Origin of the sequence: Kitasatospora sp. NPDC058063, from assembly GCF_042885395.1 — a bacterium.
GTDB classification, from domain to species: Bacteria; Actinomycetota; Actinomycetes; order Streptomycetales; family Streptomycetaceae; genus Kitasatospora; species Kitasatospora lactacystinica.
In genome coordinates this window covers 176,181-191,939 of the sequence record NZ_JBHVSD010000011.1, presented here as the reverse complement: position 1 = coordinate 191,939, position 15,759 = coordinate 176,181, and the positions used below count along the sequence as shown (strand labels likewise).

The 15,759-nt window shown below is 73.9% G+C and carries 15 protein-coding genes; 7 read left to right on the top strand and 8 right to left on the bottom strand.

Translation table 11 applies throughout. The annotated features are described in order from the left end of the window. Positions 1-96 precede the first annotated feature (96 nt). Positions 97-2,340, bottom strand: coding sequence for a heavy metal translocating P-type ATPase (locus ACFVUY_RS21100; protein ID WP_387731912.1), 2,244 nt, complete (start codon positions 2,338-2,340; stop codon positions 97-99). Positions 2,341-2,618: 278 nt separating this feature from the next. Here ACFVUY_RS21100 and ACFVUY_RS21095 point away from each other — a divergent pair, with 278 nt between their 5' ends. Continuing rightward, a complete protein-coding gene (locus tag ACFVUY_RS21095; RefSeq protein WP_387731909.1) occupies positions 2,619-3,527 on the top strand; it encodes a hypothetical protein in 909 nt (302 codons plus the stop codon). A 160-nt stretch (positions 3,528-3,687) separates the two neighbouring features. Here the strand turns inward: ACFVUY_RS21095 and ACFVUY_RS21090 are convergent, their stop codons facing one another. Beyond that, positions 3,688-4,932 (bottom strand): neprosin family prolyl endopeptidase, encoded by a 1,245-nt coding sequence (locus tag ACFVUY_RS21090; RefSeq protein ID WP_387731906.1) that lies wholly within the window; start codon positions 4,930-4,932, stop codon positions 3,688-3,690. Between the two features lie 323 nt (positions 4,933-5,255). Between ACFVUY_RS21090 and ACFVUY_RS21085 the strand changes: the two genes are divergently transcribed. Beyond that, positions 5,256-5,864, top strand: coding sequence for a zinc-binding dehydrogenase (locus tag ACFVUY_RS21085; RefSeq protein WP_387731903.1), 609 nt, complete (start codon positions 5,256-5,258; stop codon positions 5,862-5,864). A gap of 84 nt (positions 5,865-5,948) precedes the next feature. Here ACFVUY_RS21085 and ACFVUY_RS21080 read toward each other — a convergent pair whose 3' ends face one another. Beyond that, on the bottom strand, positions 5,949-7,034 hold the full coding sequence (locus tag ACFVUY_RS21080) for a CU044_5270 family protein (RefSeq protein WP_387731901.1): 1,086 nt from the start codon (positions 7,032-7,034) through the stop codon (positions 5,949-5,951). Between the two features lie 59 nt (positions 7,035-7,093). Next, positions 7,094-7,741 (bottom strand): RNA polymerase sigma factor, encoded by a 648-nt coding sequence (locus tag ACFVUY_RS21075; protein WP_387731898.1) that lies wholly within the window; start codon positions 7,739-7,741, stop codon positions 7,094-7,096. Positions 7,742-7,835: 94 nt separating this feature from the next. Here ACFVUY_RS21075 and ACFVUY_RS21070 point away from each other — a divergent pair, with 94 nt between their 5' ends. Then, positions 7,836-9,470 (top strand): serine protease, encoded by a 1,635-nt coding sequence (locus ACFVUY_RS21070; RefSeq protein ID WP_387731895.1) that lies wholly within the window; start codon positions 7,836-7,838, stop codon positions 9,468-9,470. Between the two features lie 122 nt (positions 9,471-9,592). Here ACFVUY_RS21070 and metF read toward each other — a convergent pair whose 3' ends face one another. Further along, complete coding sequence (metF, locus tag ACFVUY_RS21065; RefSeq protein WP_387731892.1) at positions 9,593-10,519, bottom strand: methylenetetrahydrofolate reductase [NAD(P)H]; 927 nt, start codon at positions 10,517-10,519, stop codon at positions 9,593-9,595. Between the two features lie 263 nt (positions 10,520-10,782). Here metF and ACFVUY_RS21060 point away from each other — a divergent pair, with 263 nt between their 5' ends. Both ACFVUY_RS21060 and ACFVUY_RS21055 read left to right on the top strand, forming a co-directional pair. After that, complete coding sequence (locus ACFVUY_RS21060; RefSeq protein WP_387731889.1) at positions 10,783-11,103, top strand: heavy-metal-associated domain-containing protein; 321 nt, start codon at positions 10,783-10,785, stop codon at positions 11,101-11,103. A 114-nt stretch (positions 11,104-11,217) separates the two neighbouring features. Beyond that, positions 11,218-11,499, top strand: a complete 282-nt coding sequence (locus tag ACFVUY_RS21055) for a metal-sensitive transcriptional regulator (protein WP_224282060.1) — start codon at positions 11,218-11,220, stop codon at positions 11,497-11,499. A 167-nt stretch (positions 11,500-11,666) separates the two neighbouring features. Here ACFVUY_RS21055 and ACFVUY_RS21050 read toward each other — a convergent pair whose 3' ends face one another. Further along, positions 11,667-12,209 (bottom strand): MOSC domain-containing protein, encoded by a 543-nt coding sequence (locus tag ACFVUY_RS21050; RefSeq protein ID WP_387731886.1) that lies wholly within the window; start codon positions 12,207-12,209, stop codon positions 11,667-11,669. Positions 12,210-12,223: 14 nt separating this feature from the next. Then, positions 12,224-12,877, bottom strand: coding sequence for a TetR/AcrR family transcriptional regulator (locus ACFVUY_RS21045; protein ID WP_387731884.1), 654 nt, complete (start codon positions 12,875-12,877; stop codon positions 12,224-12,226). A 102-nt stretch (positions 12,878-12,979) separates the two neighbouring features. Here ACFVUY_RS21045 and ACFVUY_RS21040 point away from each other — a divergent pair, with 102 nt between their 5' ends. Then, positions 12,980-14,608: an FAD-dependent monooxygenase gene (locus ACFVUY_RS21040; RefSeq protein WP_387731882.1), complete on the top strand. Its 1,629-nt coding sequence runs from the start codon at positions 12,980-12,982 to the stop codon at positions 14,606-14,608. On the opposite strand, the gene ACFVUY_RS21035 is transcribed toward ACFVUY_RS21040, so the two are convergent. Then, positions 14,590-14,994, bottom strand: a complete 405-nt coding sequence (locus ACFVUY_RS21035; RefSeq protein WP_387731879.1) for a DUF4345 domain-containing protein — start codon at positions 14,992-14,994, stop codon at positions 14,590-14,592. The two genes, ACFVUY_RS21040 and ACFVUY_RS21035, sit on opposite strands and share 19 nt — an antisense overlap. A 101-nt stretch (positions 14,995-15,095) precedes the next feature. Here ACFVUY_RS21035 and ACFVUY_RS21030 point away from each other — a divergent pair, with 101 nt between their 5' ends. Beyond that, positions 15,096-15,734: a TetR/AcrR family transcriptional regulator gene (locus ACFVUY_RS21030; RefSeq protein ID WP_387690984.1), complete on the top strand. Its 639-nt coding sequence runs from the start codon at positions 15,096-15,098 to the stop codon at positions 15,732-15,734. The last annotated feature ends 25 nt before the right edge of the window (positions 15,735-15,759 follow it).

The following is a 15,759-nucleotide window of genomic DNA, read 5'->3' as shown; positions in this document are numbered from 1 at the left end:
GGGGCCTCGGCCCGGCGGTGGGAAGTGGCTCGGATCCTCGGCGCCCGGACGGTCGCGGGGCCTCGGCGGAAGCGGGGCCTCGACGGAGGCGGCCGCTCAGCGGAAGCGGCGCAGCCGGAGGCTGTTGCCGACCACGAAGACCGAGGAGAAGGCCATCGCGGCCCCCGCGATCATCGGGTTGAGCATCCCGGCCGCGGCCAGCGGCAGGGCGGCGACGTTGTAGCCGAAGGCCCAGAACAGGTTGCTCTTGATGGTGCCCAGGGTCTTGCGGGAGAGCCGGATGGCGTCCGCCGCGGCCAGCAGGTCGCCGCGGACCAGGGTGAGGTCGCCGGCCTCGATGGCGGCGTCGGTGCCGGTGCCCATCGCCAGGCCCAGGTCGGCCTGGGCGAGCGCGGCGGCGTCGTTGACGCCGTCGCCGACCATCGCGACGACCTTGCCCTCGGCCTGCAGCCGCTTGACGGTGTCGACCTTGTCCTGCGGCATGACCTCGGCGATCACGTGCTCCGGCGCGATGCCGACCTCGGCCGCCACGGCCTCGGCGACCAGCCGGTTGTCGCCGGTGAGCAGCACCGGGGTCAGACCCAGTGCGCGCAGCTTGCCGATCGCCTCGGCGCTGGTCGGCTTGACCGCGTCGGCGACCTCCAGCACGGCCCGCGCCTCGCCGTCCCAGCCGACCGCGATCGCGGTGCGGCCGGCCGCCTCGGCGGCGGCCTTGGCCTCGGCCAGCGTCCCGGGCAGGTGCTGCGACCAGGCGTTCAGCAGGGCCTCCCGGCCGGCCACCACGGCGTGGCCGTCCACCACGCCCTGGACGCCCAGGCCCGGGACGTTCTCGAAGCCCTCGACGGCGGGCAGTTCGCCGGCCTTGGCGGCGGCGGTGGCGATCGCCCGGGCGATCGGGTGTTCGGAGGCGTGCTCCAGGGCGCCGGCCAGGCGCAGCACCTCGGCCCGGTCCACGCCCTCGGCGGTGTGCACCGCGAGCAGGGTCATCTGGCCGGTGGTGACGGTGCCGGTCTTGTCCAGGACGATGGTGTCGACCTTGCGGGTGGACTCCAGCACCTCCGGGCCCTTGATCAGGACGCCCAGCTGGGCGCCGCGGCCGGTGCCGACCAGCAGGGCGGTCGGGGTGGCCAGGCCGAGGGCGCACGGGCAGGCGATGATCAGCACGGCCACCGCTGCCGTGAAGGCGGCGGTCCAGCCCTCGCCGGTGCCCAGCCAGTAGCCGAGGGTGGCCACCGCGAGGGTGATCACGATCGGCACGAAGACCGCGGAGATCCGGTCGGCGAGGCGCTGCGCGGCGGCCTTGCCGTTCTGCGCGTCCTCGACCAGCCTGGCCATCCGGGACAGCTGGGTGTCGGCGCCGACCCGGGTGGCCTCGACCACCAGCCGCCCGCCCGCGTTGACGGTGGCACCGGTGACGGCGTCCCCGACCCCGACCTCGACCGGAACGGACTCGCCGGTCAGCATCGAGGCGTCCACGGCCGAGGCGCCCTCGACCACCACGCCGTCGGTGGCGATCTTCTCGCCCGGCCGGACCACGAAGCGCATCCCCACCGCGAGGTCCGCGATCGGGATGCGCAGCTCGGTTCCGCCGCGCAGCACCGTCACGTCCTTGGCGCCCAGTTCCAGCAGCGCCTTGAGCGCGGCCCCGGCGGTGCGCTTGGAGCGCGCCTCGAAGTAGCGGCCGGCCAGGATGAAGGCGGTGACGCCGGCCGCCGCCTCCAGGTAGATGTTGGACGAGCCGTCGCTGCGGCCGATGGTGAACTCGAAGCCGTGCCGCATGCCCGGCATCCCGGCGTCGCCGAGGAACAGCGCCCACAGCGACCAGAGGAACGCGGCGAGGGTGCCGAGCGAAACCAGGGTGTCCATGGTCGCGGCGCCGTGCCGGGCGTTGGTGAACGCGGCCCGGTGGAACGGCCAGGCGGCGTAGGTGACGACCGGGGCGGCGAGGGTCAGCGACAGCCACTGCCAGTTGTCGAACTGGAGGGCCGGCACCATCGCCATCGCGATCACCGGCACGGCGAGCGCCACCGCGGTGAACAGCCGCTGGCGCAGCGGGGCCAGTTCGTCGGCCGGCCCGGACCGCTCGGCGCCGCCCCCTTCCGCGGCCGGGGGCGCGGGCAGCGCGGCGGTGTAGCCGGTGGCCTCGACGGTGGCGATCAGGTCGGCGACCTCGACCCCGCCCTCGAAGGAGACCTTCGCCTTCTCGGTGGCGTAGTTGACGCTGGCGGTGACCCCGTCCATCCGGTTGAGCTTCTTCTCGATGCGGGCCGCGCAGGAGGCGCACGTCATTCCGCCGATCGAGAGTTCCACCTCCGCGGAGGCGGGTGCCTGGGTAGTCATCGTCGCTCCTCGTGACGTCGTCGTGCGGTACGTTCGGCGGCCGGGGCCTTCATACCTAGGAGGGGTATCGGGCAGTGCCGGGTTCCTTTATACCCCCATGGGGTATCGGCCGCAAGGCTTGAGCGATACCCCTGGCAGGTATTTTCCCCGAGCGGCGACCGCTTGACTCGATACCCCCATGGGGTATTCACTCAAGGGCGTCGCCCGGCTCATGCGGGCCTGAGCGCCCGCCCCGCCCCCGCCCCCTTTCACTCCGCGCCACGAGGAGAAACCGCGCCATGAACACCCCGCTGCGCATCACCGCCTTCGCCGCCGGACTCGCCGCCGCCTTCGGCCTCGCCCTCGGCGCCGGCCACGCCACCGGCAGCGGCGGCCCCTCCCCCAAGCCCGCCACGGCAGGGCACGCGGGGCACACCCAGGAGACGGGCGGCGGCGCCGAGCACCTGCCCGGCGGGCTCCAGATCTCCGAGCGCGGCTACACGCTCAGCGTCGAGAACCCTTTCGTGACCGCCGGCTCCCCCACCGACCTGCGCTTCCGCATCCTCGGCAGCGACGGCAAGCCCGTCACCGCCTACCAGCAGGAACACGAGAAGGACCTGCACCTGATCGTCGCCCCGCGCGACCTGTCGACCTTCCAGCACCTGCACCCGGCCCTGGCCGCCGACGGCACCTGGAGCGCCCGGACCGCCGTCCCCGCCGCCGGGGAGTACCGGGTCCTCGCGGACTTCACCCCGGCCGGCGCCGCCGAGGGACTCACCCTCGGCGCCGACCTGCACGCCGCGGGCGACCTGCGGCCCGCCCCGCTGCCGGAGACCGGACGGACCGTCACGGTCGACGGCTACACCGTCACCCTGGGCGGCGACCTCACGCCCGGGCGCAGCGGCAGGCTGACCCTGAGCGTCAGCAAGGACGGCAGGCCCGTCACCGACCTCCAGCCCTACCTCGGCGCGTACGGCCACCTCGTCGCGCTGCGCGCCGGCGACCTCGCCTACCTGCACGTCCACCCGGACACCGGCGCCCCGGGCCCGGAGATCGGCTTCACCACCACCGCCCCGAGCACCGGCGGCTACCGCCTCTTCCTGGACTTCAAGCACCAGGACACCGTCCGCACGGCGGCCTTCACCGTGACGGCGGACGGCGCCGCCGCCCCGGCGGCCGGGGAACCGGGCGGCGACCACCAGCACTGAGCAGGCCCGCACGAAAGGTGTCGGGCGATCCGCGAAGGGATCGCCCGACACCTTCTCTGTTCACCGGAACGGGTGCCGATCGGCTTGCCTGAGCACGGAGAGAAGAAGAGCTTCGGCGTTGCCCGGAGTGACCGCCCGGAGCCGCGTCTCGGCGTGGGGGTCAGGTGCAGCCGGTGCCGCCCGGACCGCCGAAGAAGATGTACTCGTTCCACGGATCGGGAGCACTGCCGACGAATACGGTGAAGCAGTTCGGCGATGCCTGGACTCCGGTCAGCTTCGCGAACTGGGACGTGTTGTCGGTCGCGAAGTAGTAGATGTCGCGCTGGTAGGCGGCGTACTGCCAGCCGCTCTCGGCGAACGCGCCACTGCCCATCGGCGGCCACGCCACGTTGTTCACCACCTCACCGCCGTAGTCGACGTCCTGGGCGTTGCTCGCGAGCTGGCCGCCGCCGAACAGCGAGCCCGGGTAGTAGCCGACCGCGTTGCTCGCCGTGGTGCCGCCCAGATAGAGCCACCAGTTCCCGCCCGAGAGGTAGTAGGTCACCTCGAGCTCGTACTGTGCGCCGCCCGAGACGCTCACCGGGCCGATCGTGCCACCGATGGCCCAGGCGCTGTTCGTCTGGACGAACGCCGAGCAGTCGAGGTTGTAGCACCCGGTGTTCTGGTAGCCGTCGGCCGTCCAGTAGATGAAGAGCACCGGCTGGGTGGTGCCGTACTTCGCCGGGTAGACCTGACAGCCGCACTCGACGGTCTGCACGGGTGAGCCGCCGGCGTACCAGTGCTGGGAGAGCGAGAAGATCTCCGACCCGACGCCGGGGTCCCAGATGTTGATGAAGTCGTGACCGCCGAGGTTGTCCACCACTTGGAAGGCATGCGCGTACTTGTGGATGCCCGAGTCGGCTTCAGGAGGGCTCAGTCTGGGGTGGCGGCCTTCCCCCTGCGGATACTTCCGGTGGAAGTTCTGCACGCTGCCGCTCCTCGCCAGTTCCTCAAGGGTGACGCGACGCATCGCGATCGTACCGGGCGGGCACGACATCGCGTGGCCGAACTTGTCCAGCCGGTCGGACCGCAGCTGCGGCTGGATCGGCGTGCCCTGGCCGGCGCTCCGCGGCCGGGCCACAACCGGAGCGTCGGGCGGTGCCGGGGGAACGCTGAAGCTGCCCCTGAGGGCGGGCTGGCTTTCGATCGGCACGCAGTCGAAGACCTGCCCGTTGGTGTCGACGAAGCTGTGAGCGACCTCGACACCCGCATAGATGTTCCTGATGTACTCCACCATCGCGGAGAAGGAGTCCGCGTCGGTCGTGCCCGCCAGTCCCCGGCGTACAAAGTCCTCGTGCCGGGCCGACTCCATGGAGTCCATGAACTTGGCGAAGCTGGGGAAGGCCGGGTCGTCCTGCGGCGCCATGGTCGATTCTCCCTTCGGTCACTGCGCGTAGTGATCGGATGACAGTTCCCCTCCCTCCACGCTAGGCCCGCATCCGGCCAGTGTCCTGCCAGGGAGCGGGAGTTGTGGACCATGCAACATTCCCGGCGTCCGAACGTCCCTGTGCGGGAAGTCGGCCCGTCCGACGTCCCGCACGGACCTCCTGCCGGACGGCCGCCCACGCGGGGGGCGCGGACGCCGGGGACCGCGTCGGGTGACGCGGCCCCGGGGCGCGGGGTGCGCGGGGTGGCCGCCGGGAGCAGCGGGCCGACGGCGAGGACCGCCCAGCCGGCGCCGAACACGCGGTGGCCGCCGCACCGCGGGCCGTCAGCCTGGTCGAGGCCGCCACGCTCCCGCTGCCCGGGCTGACGGCCCTGCAGACACTGGACTGGCTCGCGGTGTCCGCCGGGCAACGGCTGCTGATCGCCGGCGCCGCCGGCGAGGTCGGCGGGCTCGCCCTGCAGATCGCCCGGGCCCGCGGCGTCGAGGTCGACACCCTGGTCTCCCGGGACGGGCAGGCCGCCTTCGCCCGCGAGCACGGCGCCCGGCTCGCCTCCACCGACCCGGCCGCCTTCCGGGCGCGCGGCTACGACGCCGTCCTCGACACCTTCGGGGCCTTCGCGGCCCCCGGGCCCCTCGGCTCCCACATCACCGGGGCGGTCGCGGACGGCGGCCGTTACGCGTCGATCGCCACCCAGGCCGGGCCGGCCCCCGACCTCTCCGCCCGGGGTGTGCGCAGCACCGTCCACCAGGTGCGCGAGGACGGCGCCGGGCTGGGCGAGCTGGCCCGGCTCGTCGACGACGGCGCCCTGCGGCTCCGGGTGCACGCCACCTACGGCCTCCAGGAGGTCCGGGCCGCGCACGAGCGGTTCCGCGAGGGCGGGCTGGCCGGGAAGATCGTCGTGACCTTCTGAGCCCGCCGTCCCGGCCGGGGACGGTGGTCTGTGCGGTGGCCAGTGCGGTGGCCGAGGCAGTGACCAGTACGGCGGCGGCCCGGATCAGCCTGCCGCCCGCGGGAGTTCGCCGACGCGGTCGACCGCCCCCTTCACGAGGACCGCGGACGTGCCGACCACCGTCCCGGCCGGCCCCGCCTCGCCGGCCTCACTGAGGACCGTGCGCTCGCCGAGGAACGCGTACGTGGTCCGGTCGAAGACCCACTGCGTCTGCCGCCCGTGCGCCGTACGGGCCACGGCGACGCCCTCCCGGCCGGCGGCGTCCCCGGCCGACGGGACCACGGTGACCTCGGGGATCCGCTCGGCGGCCCGGTAGAGCGCGGCACTGACCCGCGGCGGCGCCCAGGTCTCGGCCAGCAGGTCGCCGATCGCCGCGAAGGCCCGCTGGTCCGGGTCCTGGCCGGCACCGCCCTGGCCCGCACCGCGGGTCTGCTCCCGGATCAGCCTCAGCAGGGCGTCCGGGTCGGTGGGCAGCGAGGCGACGTACGCGTGGGTCGGTTCGCCGATCGACGGGCCGCTCCCGCGCGAGGCCTCGGGCCGCGGCGACGCCCCCGGCCGGTCGAGGAGGAGGACCGGCCCGTCCTCGCCGAGCCGGGTGTCGGGCCCGCCCTCCTCGCGCAGCAGGCCGGGACGGCTGCCGTCGGCGGACAGCCAGACCTGCCGGGTGTGCGCGGGAGCCATCGTCACAGGGCCGCCCGCCGCACTCTGCGCGGCGTAGGCCACCCTGCTCTCGATGAAGACGAACCGGTCGGCGCCGACCGTCGGCTGCTCCGGCCCCGCCGCGGCGGCGAGCGCGATCCGGTCGAGGAGCCGAACCGCTTCGGAGGCGACGGCGGCACCGCCCTGCGCCACCGTACGGTCGCGCCCGGCCGTCCCCGCGCCCCCGAGGTCCACCGCCAGGACGCCGGCGACCGCGAGCGCGCAGGCCAGCGCCGGCACCGCGATCCGGAACCTTGCCGGACGCCGGAACGGGGCCCGCGGAGCGGAGCGGCGGCCCGGCGGCTCCGCGGATCCGGCAGCCCGGCGCAACACCCGTTCCCTCAGCAGCAGTTGACGATCCGCACCCAGGCCGGGCACCGCCGGCGGCGGCAGCAGCTCGGCGAGCTCGCGGCGCTCGGACTCCTCGGACACGTCCGATCTCCCGCGTTCTCTTGGCTCCGGGCGCGGCCTGCCGCGCCATGGGGTGGCGTTCATCCGTGGCCCTCCTGGGTCGACGGCCGGAGCGCGGGGAGGCGGCCCGGTACGGGCAGGGCGGGGACGGCGGCGCGGACCCTGGCGTGCGCCCTGGCCGCGGCTCTGGCCTCGGCATGGGCCTCGGCCCCGGTGAGTTCGCGCAGCCGGGCGCGGGCCCGGGACAGCCGCGAGCGGACCGTGCCGACCGGTGTGCCGAGCGCCTCGGCCGCGCTCGCGTAGTCCAGTCCGGCCCACACCACGAGGGTGAAGACCTCCCGGTCGCGGCGCCGGAGCCGGGCGAGCGCCCGGCGCGCGGCACGCAACTGCTCCAGGTCCGCGAGGTGCGCGACCAGGTCGTCGGCGAAGTCCGGGACCGAACCGCGCTCCGGGATCCGGGCGAGCGCGAGGTCACGGCGCCGACGGGCACGGGCATTGCGGCGCATGACGTTGGTCGCGATCCCCAGCAGCCACGGGCGCAGCCCGTCGCCGTCGGGGTGCAGCCGCTCCCGGCCGCGCCACGCCTCCAGGAAGGTCGTCGAGACGACGTCCTCGGCCTCCGCCCAGTCGCCCGTCACGCGCAGGGCGTAGCGGTACAACACCTGGGCGTGCTCGTCGTACAGCTCGCCCAGGACGTCGGGGTCGCCGCGGCGAAGACGCGTTCTCATGAGTGCTTCCACACTCTGCCCTGCCCGGTCCGGCGCCCGGGTTCCGGTGACATGGGTCACAGGAACTCCCCCGTCCGTCCGAGCAGTACAGGACATGACCGCAACCTCCGCTGCCCGTTCCGCACGCCGCTCCGCCGCTCGTTCCGTCCCTCGTTCCGCCGCCCGTTCCGTTCCCCGCCGGAACGCCCTCCGGGTCCTGGCCGTCGCCGTCGCCCTGGTCGGCACCTCGACCCCCGCCCTCGGCGGCACGGCCTTCGCCGCGGAGCCGGAGACGTACACCCTCACCGTCAAGCACCTGGACCGCGCCGGCCGCGCGACCGCGCCGTACCGGACCGGCGTCACCGGGATCTCGGGCCCCGGCGCCGACACCTCGGTCCAACTGGACGCCCCCTCCGGCACCACCACCGTGCGGCTGCCCAAGGGCCGGTACCTGCTGGACAGCAATCTGACCTCGGGTCTGGAGCCGGGCGGCACGATCTGGACGGACTGGATCGTCCAGCCGCGCCTCGACCTCGACCACGACACCACCGTCACCGTCGACGCGCGGACCACCGCCCTCGTCGACGTCCGGCCGCCGGACGACACCGCGCGCTTCCGGCACAGTGGAATGTTCGTCGAGGTCACCCACGAGGGTGCCACCCGGACCGTCAACGTCGCCAACGGGTCGCCGAACCTGCGCGTCGCCCACCTCGGACCGGAGACCGAGGCCGGGGAGGTGAAGCAGTGGTTCGACGTCAACTGGGAGACCGGTACCGGCGGCTACCTGCTCGGCAGGACCTTCTCCGGCACCCGCGCGCTGACCGGGCTCAGCAAGCACTACTCCGCGCGGGAACTGGCCACCGTGAACATCCGCGGTGCCGCCGGACCGGGCGGCGCCGGCACCGCGCTCGTCAGCCTCCAGCCGACCGACGGAGCGAGCATCGGCGAGTCCCGGAGCATCGCCACCCCCGGCACCGCCACCTTCCTCGTCGCACCCGAGCGCGGCACCTGGGACATCGGCGTCACCGTCCCCCGCGCCGACGACAGCAGGCCGAACCACTACACCGCCGACCGCCTCGCCGTCCGGGCCGGCACCACGACCACCCACACCTTCGACGGCCCCGTCTTCGGCCCCGCGCTCACCGACCGGCCCGCCGTCTCCCGCGACGGCGACCGGATCACCGTCGACGTCCCGCTGCTCGCCGACGGCGACGGCCACGCGCCGTGGACCCCGTCGTTCGACACCGCCTACACCTCGCTGTACCGCGACGGCGTGCTGGTCGGTGCCGCGTCCGGCGTGGCGGGACGCGGCGAGTTCACCGTGACCCCCGGCAAGGCCCCGTACCGCCTGGCCGCCACCGCGACCCGCAAGGCCGCGGCCGGCGCGACCACCCGCGTCAACGCGTCCTGGACCTTCACCTCGGCCGCCACCACCGGGCCGACCGCCCTCCCGGTGAGCGTCGTACGGTTCTCCCCCGAGCTCACCCCGGCGGGCACCGCGACGGCCGGCAGCCCGCTGCGCATCCCGATCACCGTGCAGGGCGCCGCCGCGGACGGCCGCACCCGCTCGCTGACCGTCTCGGCCTCCACCGACGGCGGCGTCTCGTGGACCCGCCTCCCGGTCGAGGCCGGCGCCGTCACCGTCCAGAACCCGCCGGCGGGCACCGCTGTCTCCCTGCGCGCCGAACTCACCGACGCCGACGGCAACACCCTCGACCAGACCATCACCGACGCCTACCGCACCCGGTGACCCCCACCCCCTCCTGACGGTTCGGTCGGTCCCCCGAGGTTCCGGCCGCATCGACGCGTCCTTGAAACGATGCCTCTCGGCATGCCGAGAGGCATCGCCGCGATTCTCCCCAGGTGCCCGGGTCAGGCGGGGGTGGCGGTCAGGGGGCGGGCCGTCGGGTTGAGGTTGCGGTGGATCTCCAGTGCGGCGGTGGAGCGGTTCAGGGTGATGTAGTGCAGACCCGGGGCTCCCTCGTGGAGGAGGCGCTCGGCCATCCGGGTGGCGTGGTCGACGCCGATGCGGTGGGCCTCCGCGCGGTCGCCGCGGGCCGCTTCCAGTCGTCGTGCCAGGCCGGCCGGGAAGGAGGCGCCGCTGAGCTCGGCGAAGCGGCTGATCTGGCGCACGTCGGTGGCGGGCATGATCTCGGGGATGACCGGGGTGTCGCAGCCCGCCGCGGCCAGCCGGTCGCGCAGCCGCAGGTAGTGCTCGACCTCGAAGAACATCTGGGTGACGGCGTAGTCGGCGCCGGCGCGGCACTTGGCGACGAAGTGCCGGATGTCGTCGTCCCAGTCCGCCGAGCGCGGGTGGCGTTCCGGGAAGGCGGCCACGCCGACGGTGAACGCGCCGCAGTCCTTGACCAGTTGGACCAGCTCGGCCGCGTATCGCAGGCCCTGCGGGTGCGGCTGCCAGGCGCCGTTGGGGTTGCCCGGCGGGTCGCCGCGCAGGGCGAGGACGTCGCGGATGCCGGCGTCCGCGTAGCGCCGCAGGACGGCCTGGAGTTCGGCGGTGGAGTGGCCGACGGCGGTCAGGTGGGCCACCGGGCGCAGGGTGGTCTGCGCGGCGATCAGCTCGGTGGTGCCGATGGTGCGGTCGCGCGAGGAGCCGCCGGCGCCGTAGGTGACGGAGACGAAGGTCGGCGCGACCGCCTCCACCCGCCGGATCGCCGCCCACAGGGCGCGTTCACCGGTCTCGTCCTTGGCGGGGAAGAACTCGAAGGAGTAGGTCCGCTCGCCGGCCGCGAGGATCTCGCGCAGGCCGCGCGGGGCGGCGGGCCGGGTGCTCTGGTCCATGGGGTTCACCTCTGGTGATGGTGGTGGTGTCGGTCGTCCGGGGGATGCGGGGCAGCGCCTCCACCTTGCCCGGGACCCCGCAACAGGACTGTCACAGAGCCGGGTTGACGTCCGCGCCCCCGTCGGACGGCGCTGCGGCGGCCGGACGGGAGGGGTCGCGGGGAACTCTCTTCATTACCCTAGGGGGGTATGGTATGTTCACCAGCGAAGCAGCCGCCCGGACATCCCGGCCGGCGCCGGGCATCCACGACAGGAGCACACCCATGAGCGAGACCACCGTCACCGTCGAGTCCGCCGCCACCGAGACCTCCTCCTGCTGCGGCTCGTGCGGCACCGGCGCCGGCGCGGCCCCGGCCGCCGAGTCCGCCCGGACCTCGGTCTTCCAGGTGAAGGGCATGACCTGCGGCCACTGCGTCACCTCGGTGACCGCCGAGTTGAAGAAGCTCGACGGCGTCGACGACGTCGCCGTGGACCTCGCCACCGGCAAGGTCACCGTCGGCAGCACCCGGCCGCTCGCCGACTCCGAGGTGGCCGCCGCCGTCGACGAGGCCGGCTACGAACTGGTCGGCCGCGTCGAGGGCTGACCCGCGGACGTCGGCCCGGGCGGGCACCAACCCCGCCCGTCCGGGCCGACTCCCCCCTGCCGCACCGCCGGTAGGGTGTGAGCACGCCTCACCGCACAGGAACCGGAGACGGCCATGGCCAGCTACAGCTCCCACAAGGACGACTTCCTCAAGCGGCTCCGCCGCATCGAGGGCCAGATCCGTGGTCTTCAGCGCATGGTCGAGCAGGACACCTACTGCATCGATGTCCTGACCCAGGTCTCCGCCGCCAGTCGCGCCCTCCAGTCCTTCGCCCTCCAACTCCTCGACGAGCACATCGAATGCTGCGTCCGGGACGCCATCGCCGAGGGCGGCCAGGAGGCGAGCACCAAGATCCGCGAGGCCAATCAGGCCATCGCCCGTCTGGTCAGGTCCTGACCCTCGTCAGCGACGCAGGCTCCACCCCGGCTCCCGGCCGCTCGCGCGCCGGGAGCCGTCGCCGTTACGGGGTGGGGGTATGCTCGACGGCCATTCGGCTTGTGGAGCAGCCGACTTGACGGATCATCCGTGTCGTCGATCGACGATGCCCCGACGCGCCGACACCCTCAGACCCGGTCGAGCGGGCGGTGCGGGCCGTCGGGCAGCTCGACCGCGACGGTGTCGCCGGGCCGGACCGGGCCGCCGGTGCGGACGATGCCCATGATTCCGGCGCGGCGCACGATCGTGCCGTCCTCGGCGCGGCCGACGACCTGCTTGAGCAGGCCGGGCCGGTAGGCGTCGATCTGGGCGCACGGGTTGCGCAGGCCGGTGATCTCCACCGCCGCCTCCGGGCCGATCCGCAGCACGGCGCCGACCGGCAGGCCGAGCAGGTCCACGCCCTCGGTGGTGATGTTCTCGCCGAGCGCGCCCGGTGCCACGTCGAAGCCCGACTCGCCGAGTTCGGCGAGCAGTTCGCGGTGGATCAGGTGGACCTGGCGCAGGTTGGGCAGGGTCGGGTCCTGGGCGACGCGGGAGCGGTGCCTGACCGTCACCCCGGCGTGCACGTCGCCCTCGACGCCGAGTCCGGCGAGCAGCGTGATGCCGTTCCGGTTCGGCTTGGTGAACGAGTACTCGGCGTTGCTGCTGACCGCCACCACGGTGCCGCTCATGTTCCGGACTCCCTTCACGGACGTTCGTTCGATCGGCGCTGAGGCACACCACCGCGCGGTCGGCCCTCCGAGGGTGCCCGCAGCAGCGGCAGCACGACCTCGTCCAGGATCTCCTCCACCACCCGGTCCGGTGCCACCGTCCCGCCCGTCAGGAAGGCGTCGCGCAGCAGGTCGAGCGGGAGCGAGACGACCCTCGGGGTGATCCGGTCGGGGTTGATCTCGCCCCGGGCGGCGGCTCTGCGCAGCATCGCCTCCAGGGTGTTCACCGGGCCGTCGGAGGTCAGCGAGCCGGTGAAGCGGGCCCGGAGTTCCGGGTCGCGGAGCAGGTCGACCAGGAAGGCGTGCACGGCCTCGCCCGGCAGGTCGTCGAAGCGGTGCAGCAGGCTGCGCATGAAGAGCAGCATGTCGGTGCGCAACTCGCCGGTGTCCGGCGGCTCCTGGAAGTCCGGGGCGTTGTGGCCGAGGGCGGCGATGACCAGGGCGGGGCGGTTCGGCCAGCGTCGGTAGAGCACCGGCTTGCTGGTCCGGGCGCGGGCGGCGACGCCGTCCATGGTGAGCCGGTCGTAGCCGTGCTCGACGAGTTCGCCCCAGACGGCGTCCAGGATCGCCCGTTCCAGTTCGTCGCCGCGCCGCCGCACCGGCTTGCCCTGCTCCACGGGTTTCCGCACCCACCCCTCGTAGATACGTTGCGTTTCTTGTGGGCCCGAGTCTACAGTCGGAAGCAGGAAACGCGCCGTATCTTATGGCCGGACGGCCGAGGGGGATCCGTCATGCGCACCGTTCACAGCACTCGCCCCGCCCACCCCGACCGTGCGACCGAGGTCCTGGTGGCCGGCGCCGGCCCGGTGGGCCTCGCGCTCGCCCTCGGCCTGGCCCGCGCCGGGGTCGCCTGCCGCGTCGTCGAGCGGGAACCGGGCTTCCGCGACCGGGGCGTGCGCGGCAAGGGCGTCACCCCGCGCACGCTGGAGGTCTTCCACGACCTCGGCGTCGCGGACGCGATCCTCGACCGGGGCACGCTCAACCTCAAGGTCCGCACCTACGAGGGCGACCGGATCACCGGGGAGGTCGACCCCGCGCCCACCAACCGCCCGACCCCCGACCGCCCGTACAACGGCATGCTGCTGCTCGCCCAGCACCACACCGAGGCCGTGCTGCGCGAGCGGCTCGCCGGGTACGGCGTCACCGTCGAGACCGGCACCGAGCTGGTCGGCCACACCCAGGACGCGGACGGCGTGCTCGCCACCCTCCGCCGCGACGGCCGCACCGAGCAACTGGGCGCCCGCTACCTGGTCGGCTGCGACGGCGGCCGCAGCACCGTCCGCAAACTGGCCGGCATCCCCTTCCTCGGCGAGACCTGGGACGAGGAGCGCTTCCTGATGGCCACCCTGGACGTGGACGGCCTGGACGCCGACCGCATGCACCTGTGGAACCACCCCCGACTGGGGGTCGGCGCCCTGGTGCTGGTCCCGATGCGCGAGGACGACACCTGGGCCGCGCACGTCCTCGTCGAACCGGACGGGCACGGCGAACTGCCGGCCCCGACCCCGGAGACCTTCCGCCGGCTGTTCGCCGAACGGGCCGGTCTGCCCGGGGTCCGGCTGCACGAGCCGACCTGGTCCACCGTCTGGCGGCCGACGGTCCGGATGGTCGAGCGCTACCGCGACGGCCGGGTGTTCCTCGCCGGGGACGCCGCGCACTGCCACTCGGCGGCGGGCGGCCAGGGCATGAACACCGGCATCCAGGACGCGCACAACCTGAGCTGGAAGCTGGCCGCCGTGCTGCGCGGCGCACCCGAGGCACTGCTGGACAGCTACCAGGCCGAGCGGCTGCCGGTCGCCGCCGCCGTCCTGGCCGCCACCTCCACCCAGCACCGCAGGCTGTTCGGCGCCGACGGCGCCCGCGCCCTGACCGACCAGTTCCGCACCATGGCCAACACGGCGGGGGCCGACTTCACCGGGCTGTCGGTCGGCTACCGAGGCGGGCCGCTCGGCCGCGACCTCGACGACACCACCGGCATCCGGGCCGGCGACCGCGCCCCCGACGCGCCCTGCACCACCGCCGACGGCACGCCGGCCCGGCTCTTCGACCTGTTCCGCGGCCCGCACCTCACCCTGCTGACCGTCGGCGAGCACCCGGCCCTGGCCGGACCGGCCGACGGCCCGGACCTGCCCGCCGACTCCACCCCGTCCGGCCCGTCCGGCCCGTTCGATCCGCCCGCACTCCCGGGCCTGCGCCGGGCCGCCGTGCTCGACCCCGGCGGCCACGTCGCCCGGGCGTACGGGCTGCGCGGCGACGCCGTCGTGCTGGTCCGCCCGGACGGCTACGTCTCACTGACCGGCGCCACCGTCGACCGGGCCACCCTCGCCGCCCACCTGGCGGACTACGCCCCGGTGGGCTGAGCCCCGCCCCGCGGCCGCTCGTCGGCGTCGGCGAGCCACAAGTACACCGGTGCGAGCCCGAGTTCGATCGCCATCAGCACCAGCTGGAACCGGTGCGGCCGGCCGTCCACCACGATCGACAGCACCCGCGCGAGGCCGCCCAGCAGGAGCACCGCCGCCAGCCACCGGACCGTCCGGGCGGGCACCGGCGCCTGCCGGGCGGCCCGGATCCAGGCGACGCCGTACCCGGCGAAGACCGCGCCCATGAAGCGGCCGAAGCTGCCGACCGTCGGACCGGCGTCCGCGATCCCGGGCATCGCGGCGTTTCCCAGCAGGATGTGGAGGAACCCGATCGCCACGCAGGCGATCCCCATCGTCCACGTGAGCACCCGTAACGCCTTGGCCATGACCCACCCACCCGTCAGAGGTCTGGTTGACACGTGTCTACCAACCGTGCCCCACCAAGCTAGCGCCGACAAGTAGACATGTGTCAAGTAGCCTGGCCCGCATGCCAGTCCACGAACCACGCCGTCGGCTCACCCTCGCCGAGCGACGCGCCCAGCTGCTCTCCGTCGGCGCCCGAATGTTCGCCGAACGGCCGTACGAGGAGGTGCTGATGGAGGAGGTCGCCGAGCGGGCCGGAGTCTCCCGCGCACTGCTGTACCGGCACTTCGCGAGCAAGCACGACCTCTTCGCCGCGGTCTACCGGGAGGCCGCCGACGGCCTGCTCGCCAAGACCCGCTTCGACCCGGCCGACACCCTGATCGAGCAGCTGGTCGAGGGCATGGACGCCCACCTGGACTACTTCATCGCCAACCGGCACGCCGTGCTCACCGCCAACCGGGTACTGGCCGGGGACCAGGTGATCCAGACGATCATCGCCGAGGAGCTCGACGCCCTGCGCGGCCGGCTGCTCGGCGTCCTCCCGCTCGCGGACGAGCGGGCGCGGCAGGCGGTGTCACAGGTCCTGCGCGGCTGGCTGGTGTTCGTCCGGGTGCTGGTCATCGACTGGCTGACCGAGGAGACCTGCACCCGCACCGAGCTGCGGGACGCCTGCATCGGCGCCGTACTGGGCGCCCTCCGGCCGCTGCTGCCCGCCGATCAGGCACCCGACCGGGGGCACCGAGGGCATATCATCGGGGCGTAACGGGAGAAGCACCGCAAGCCTCCAA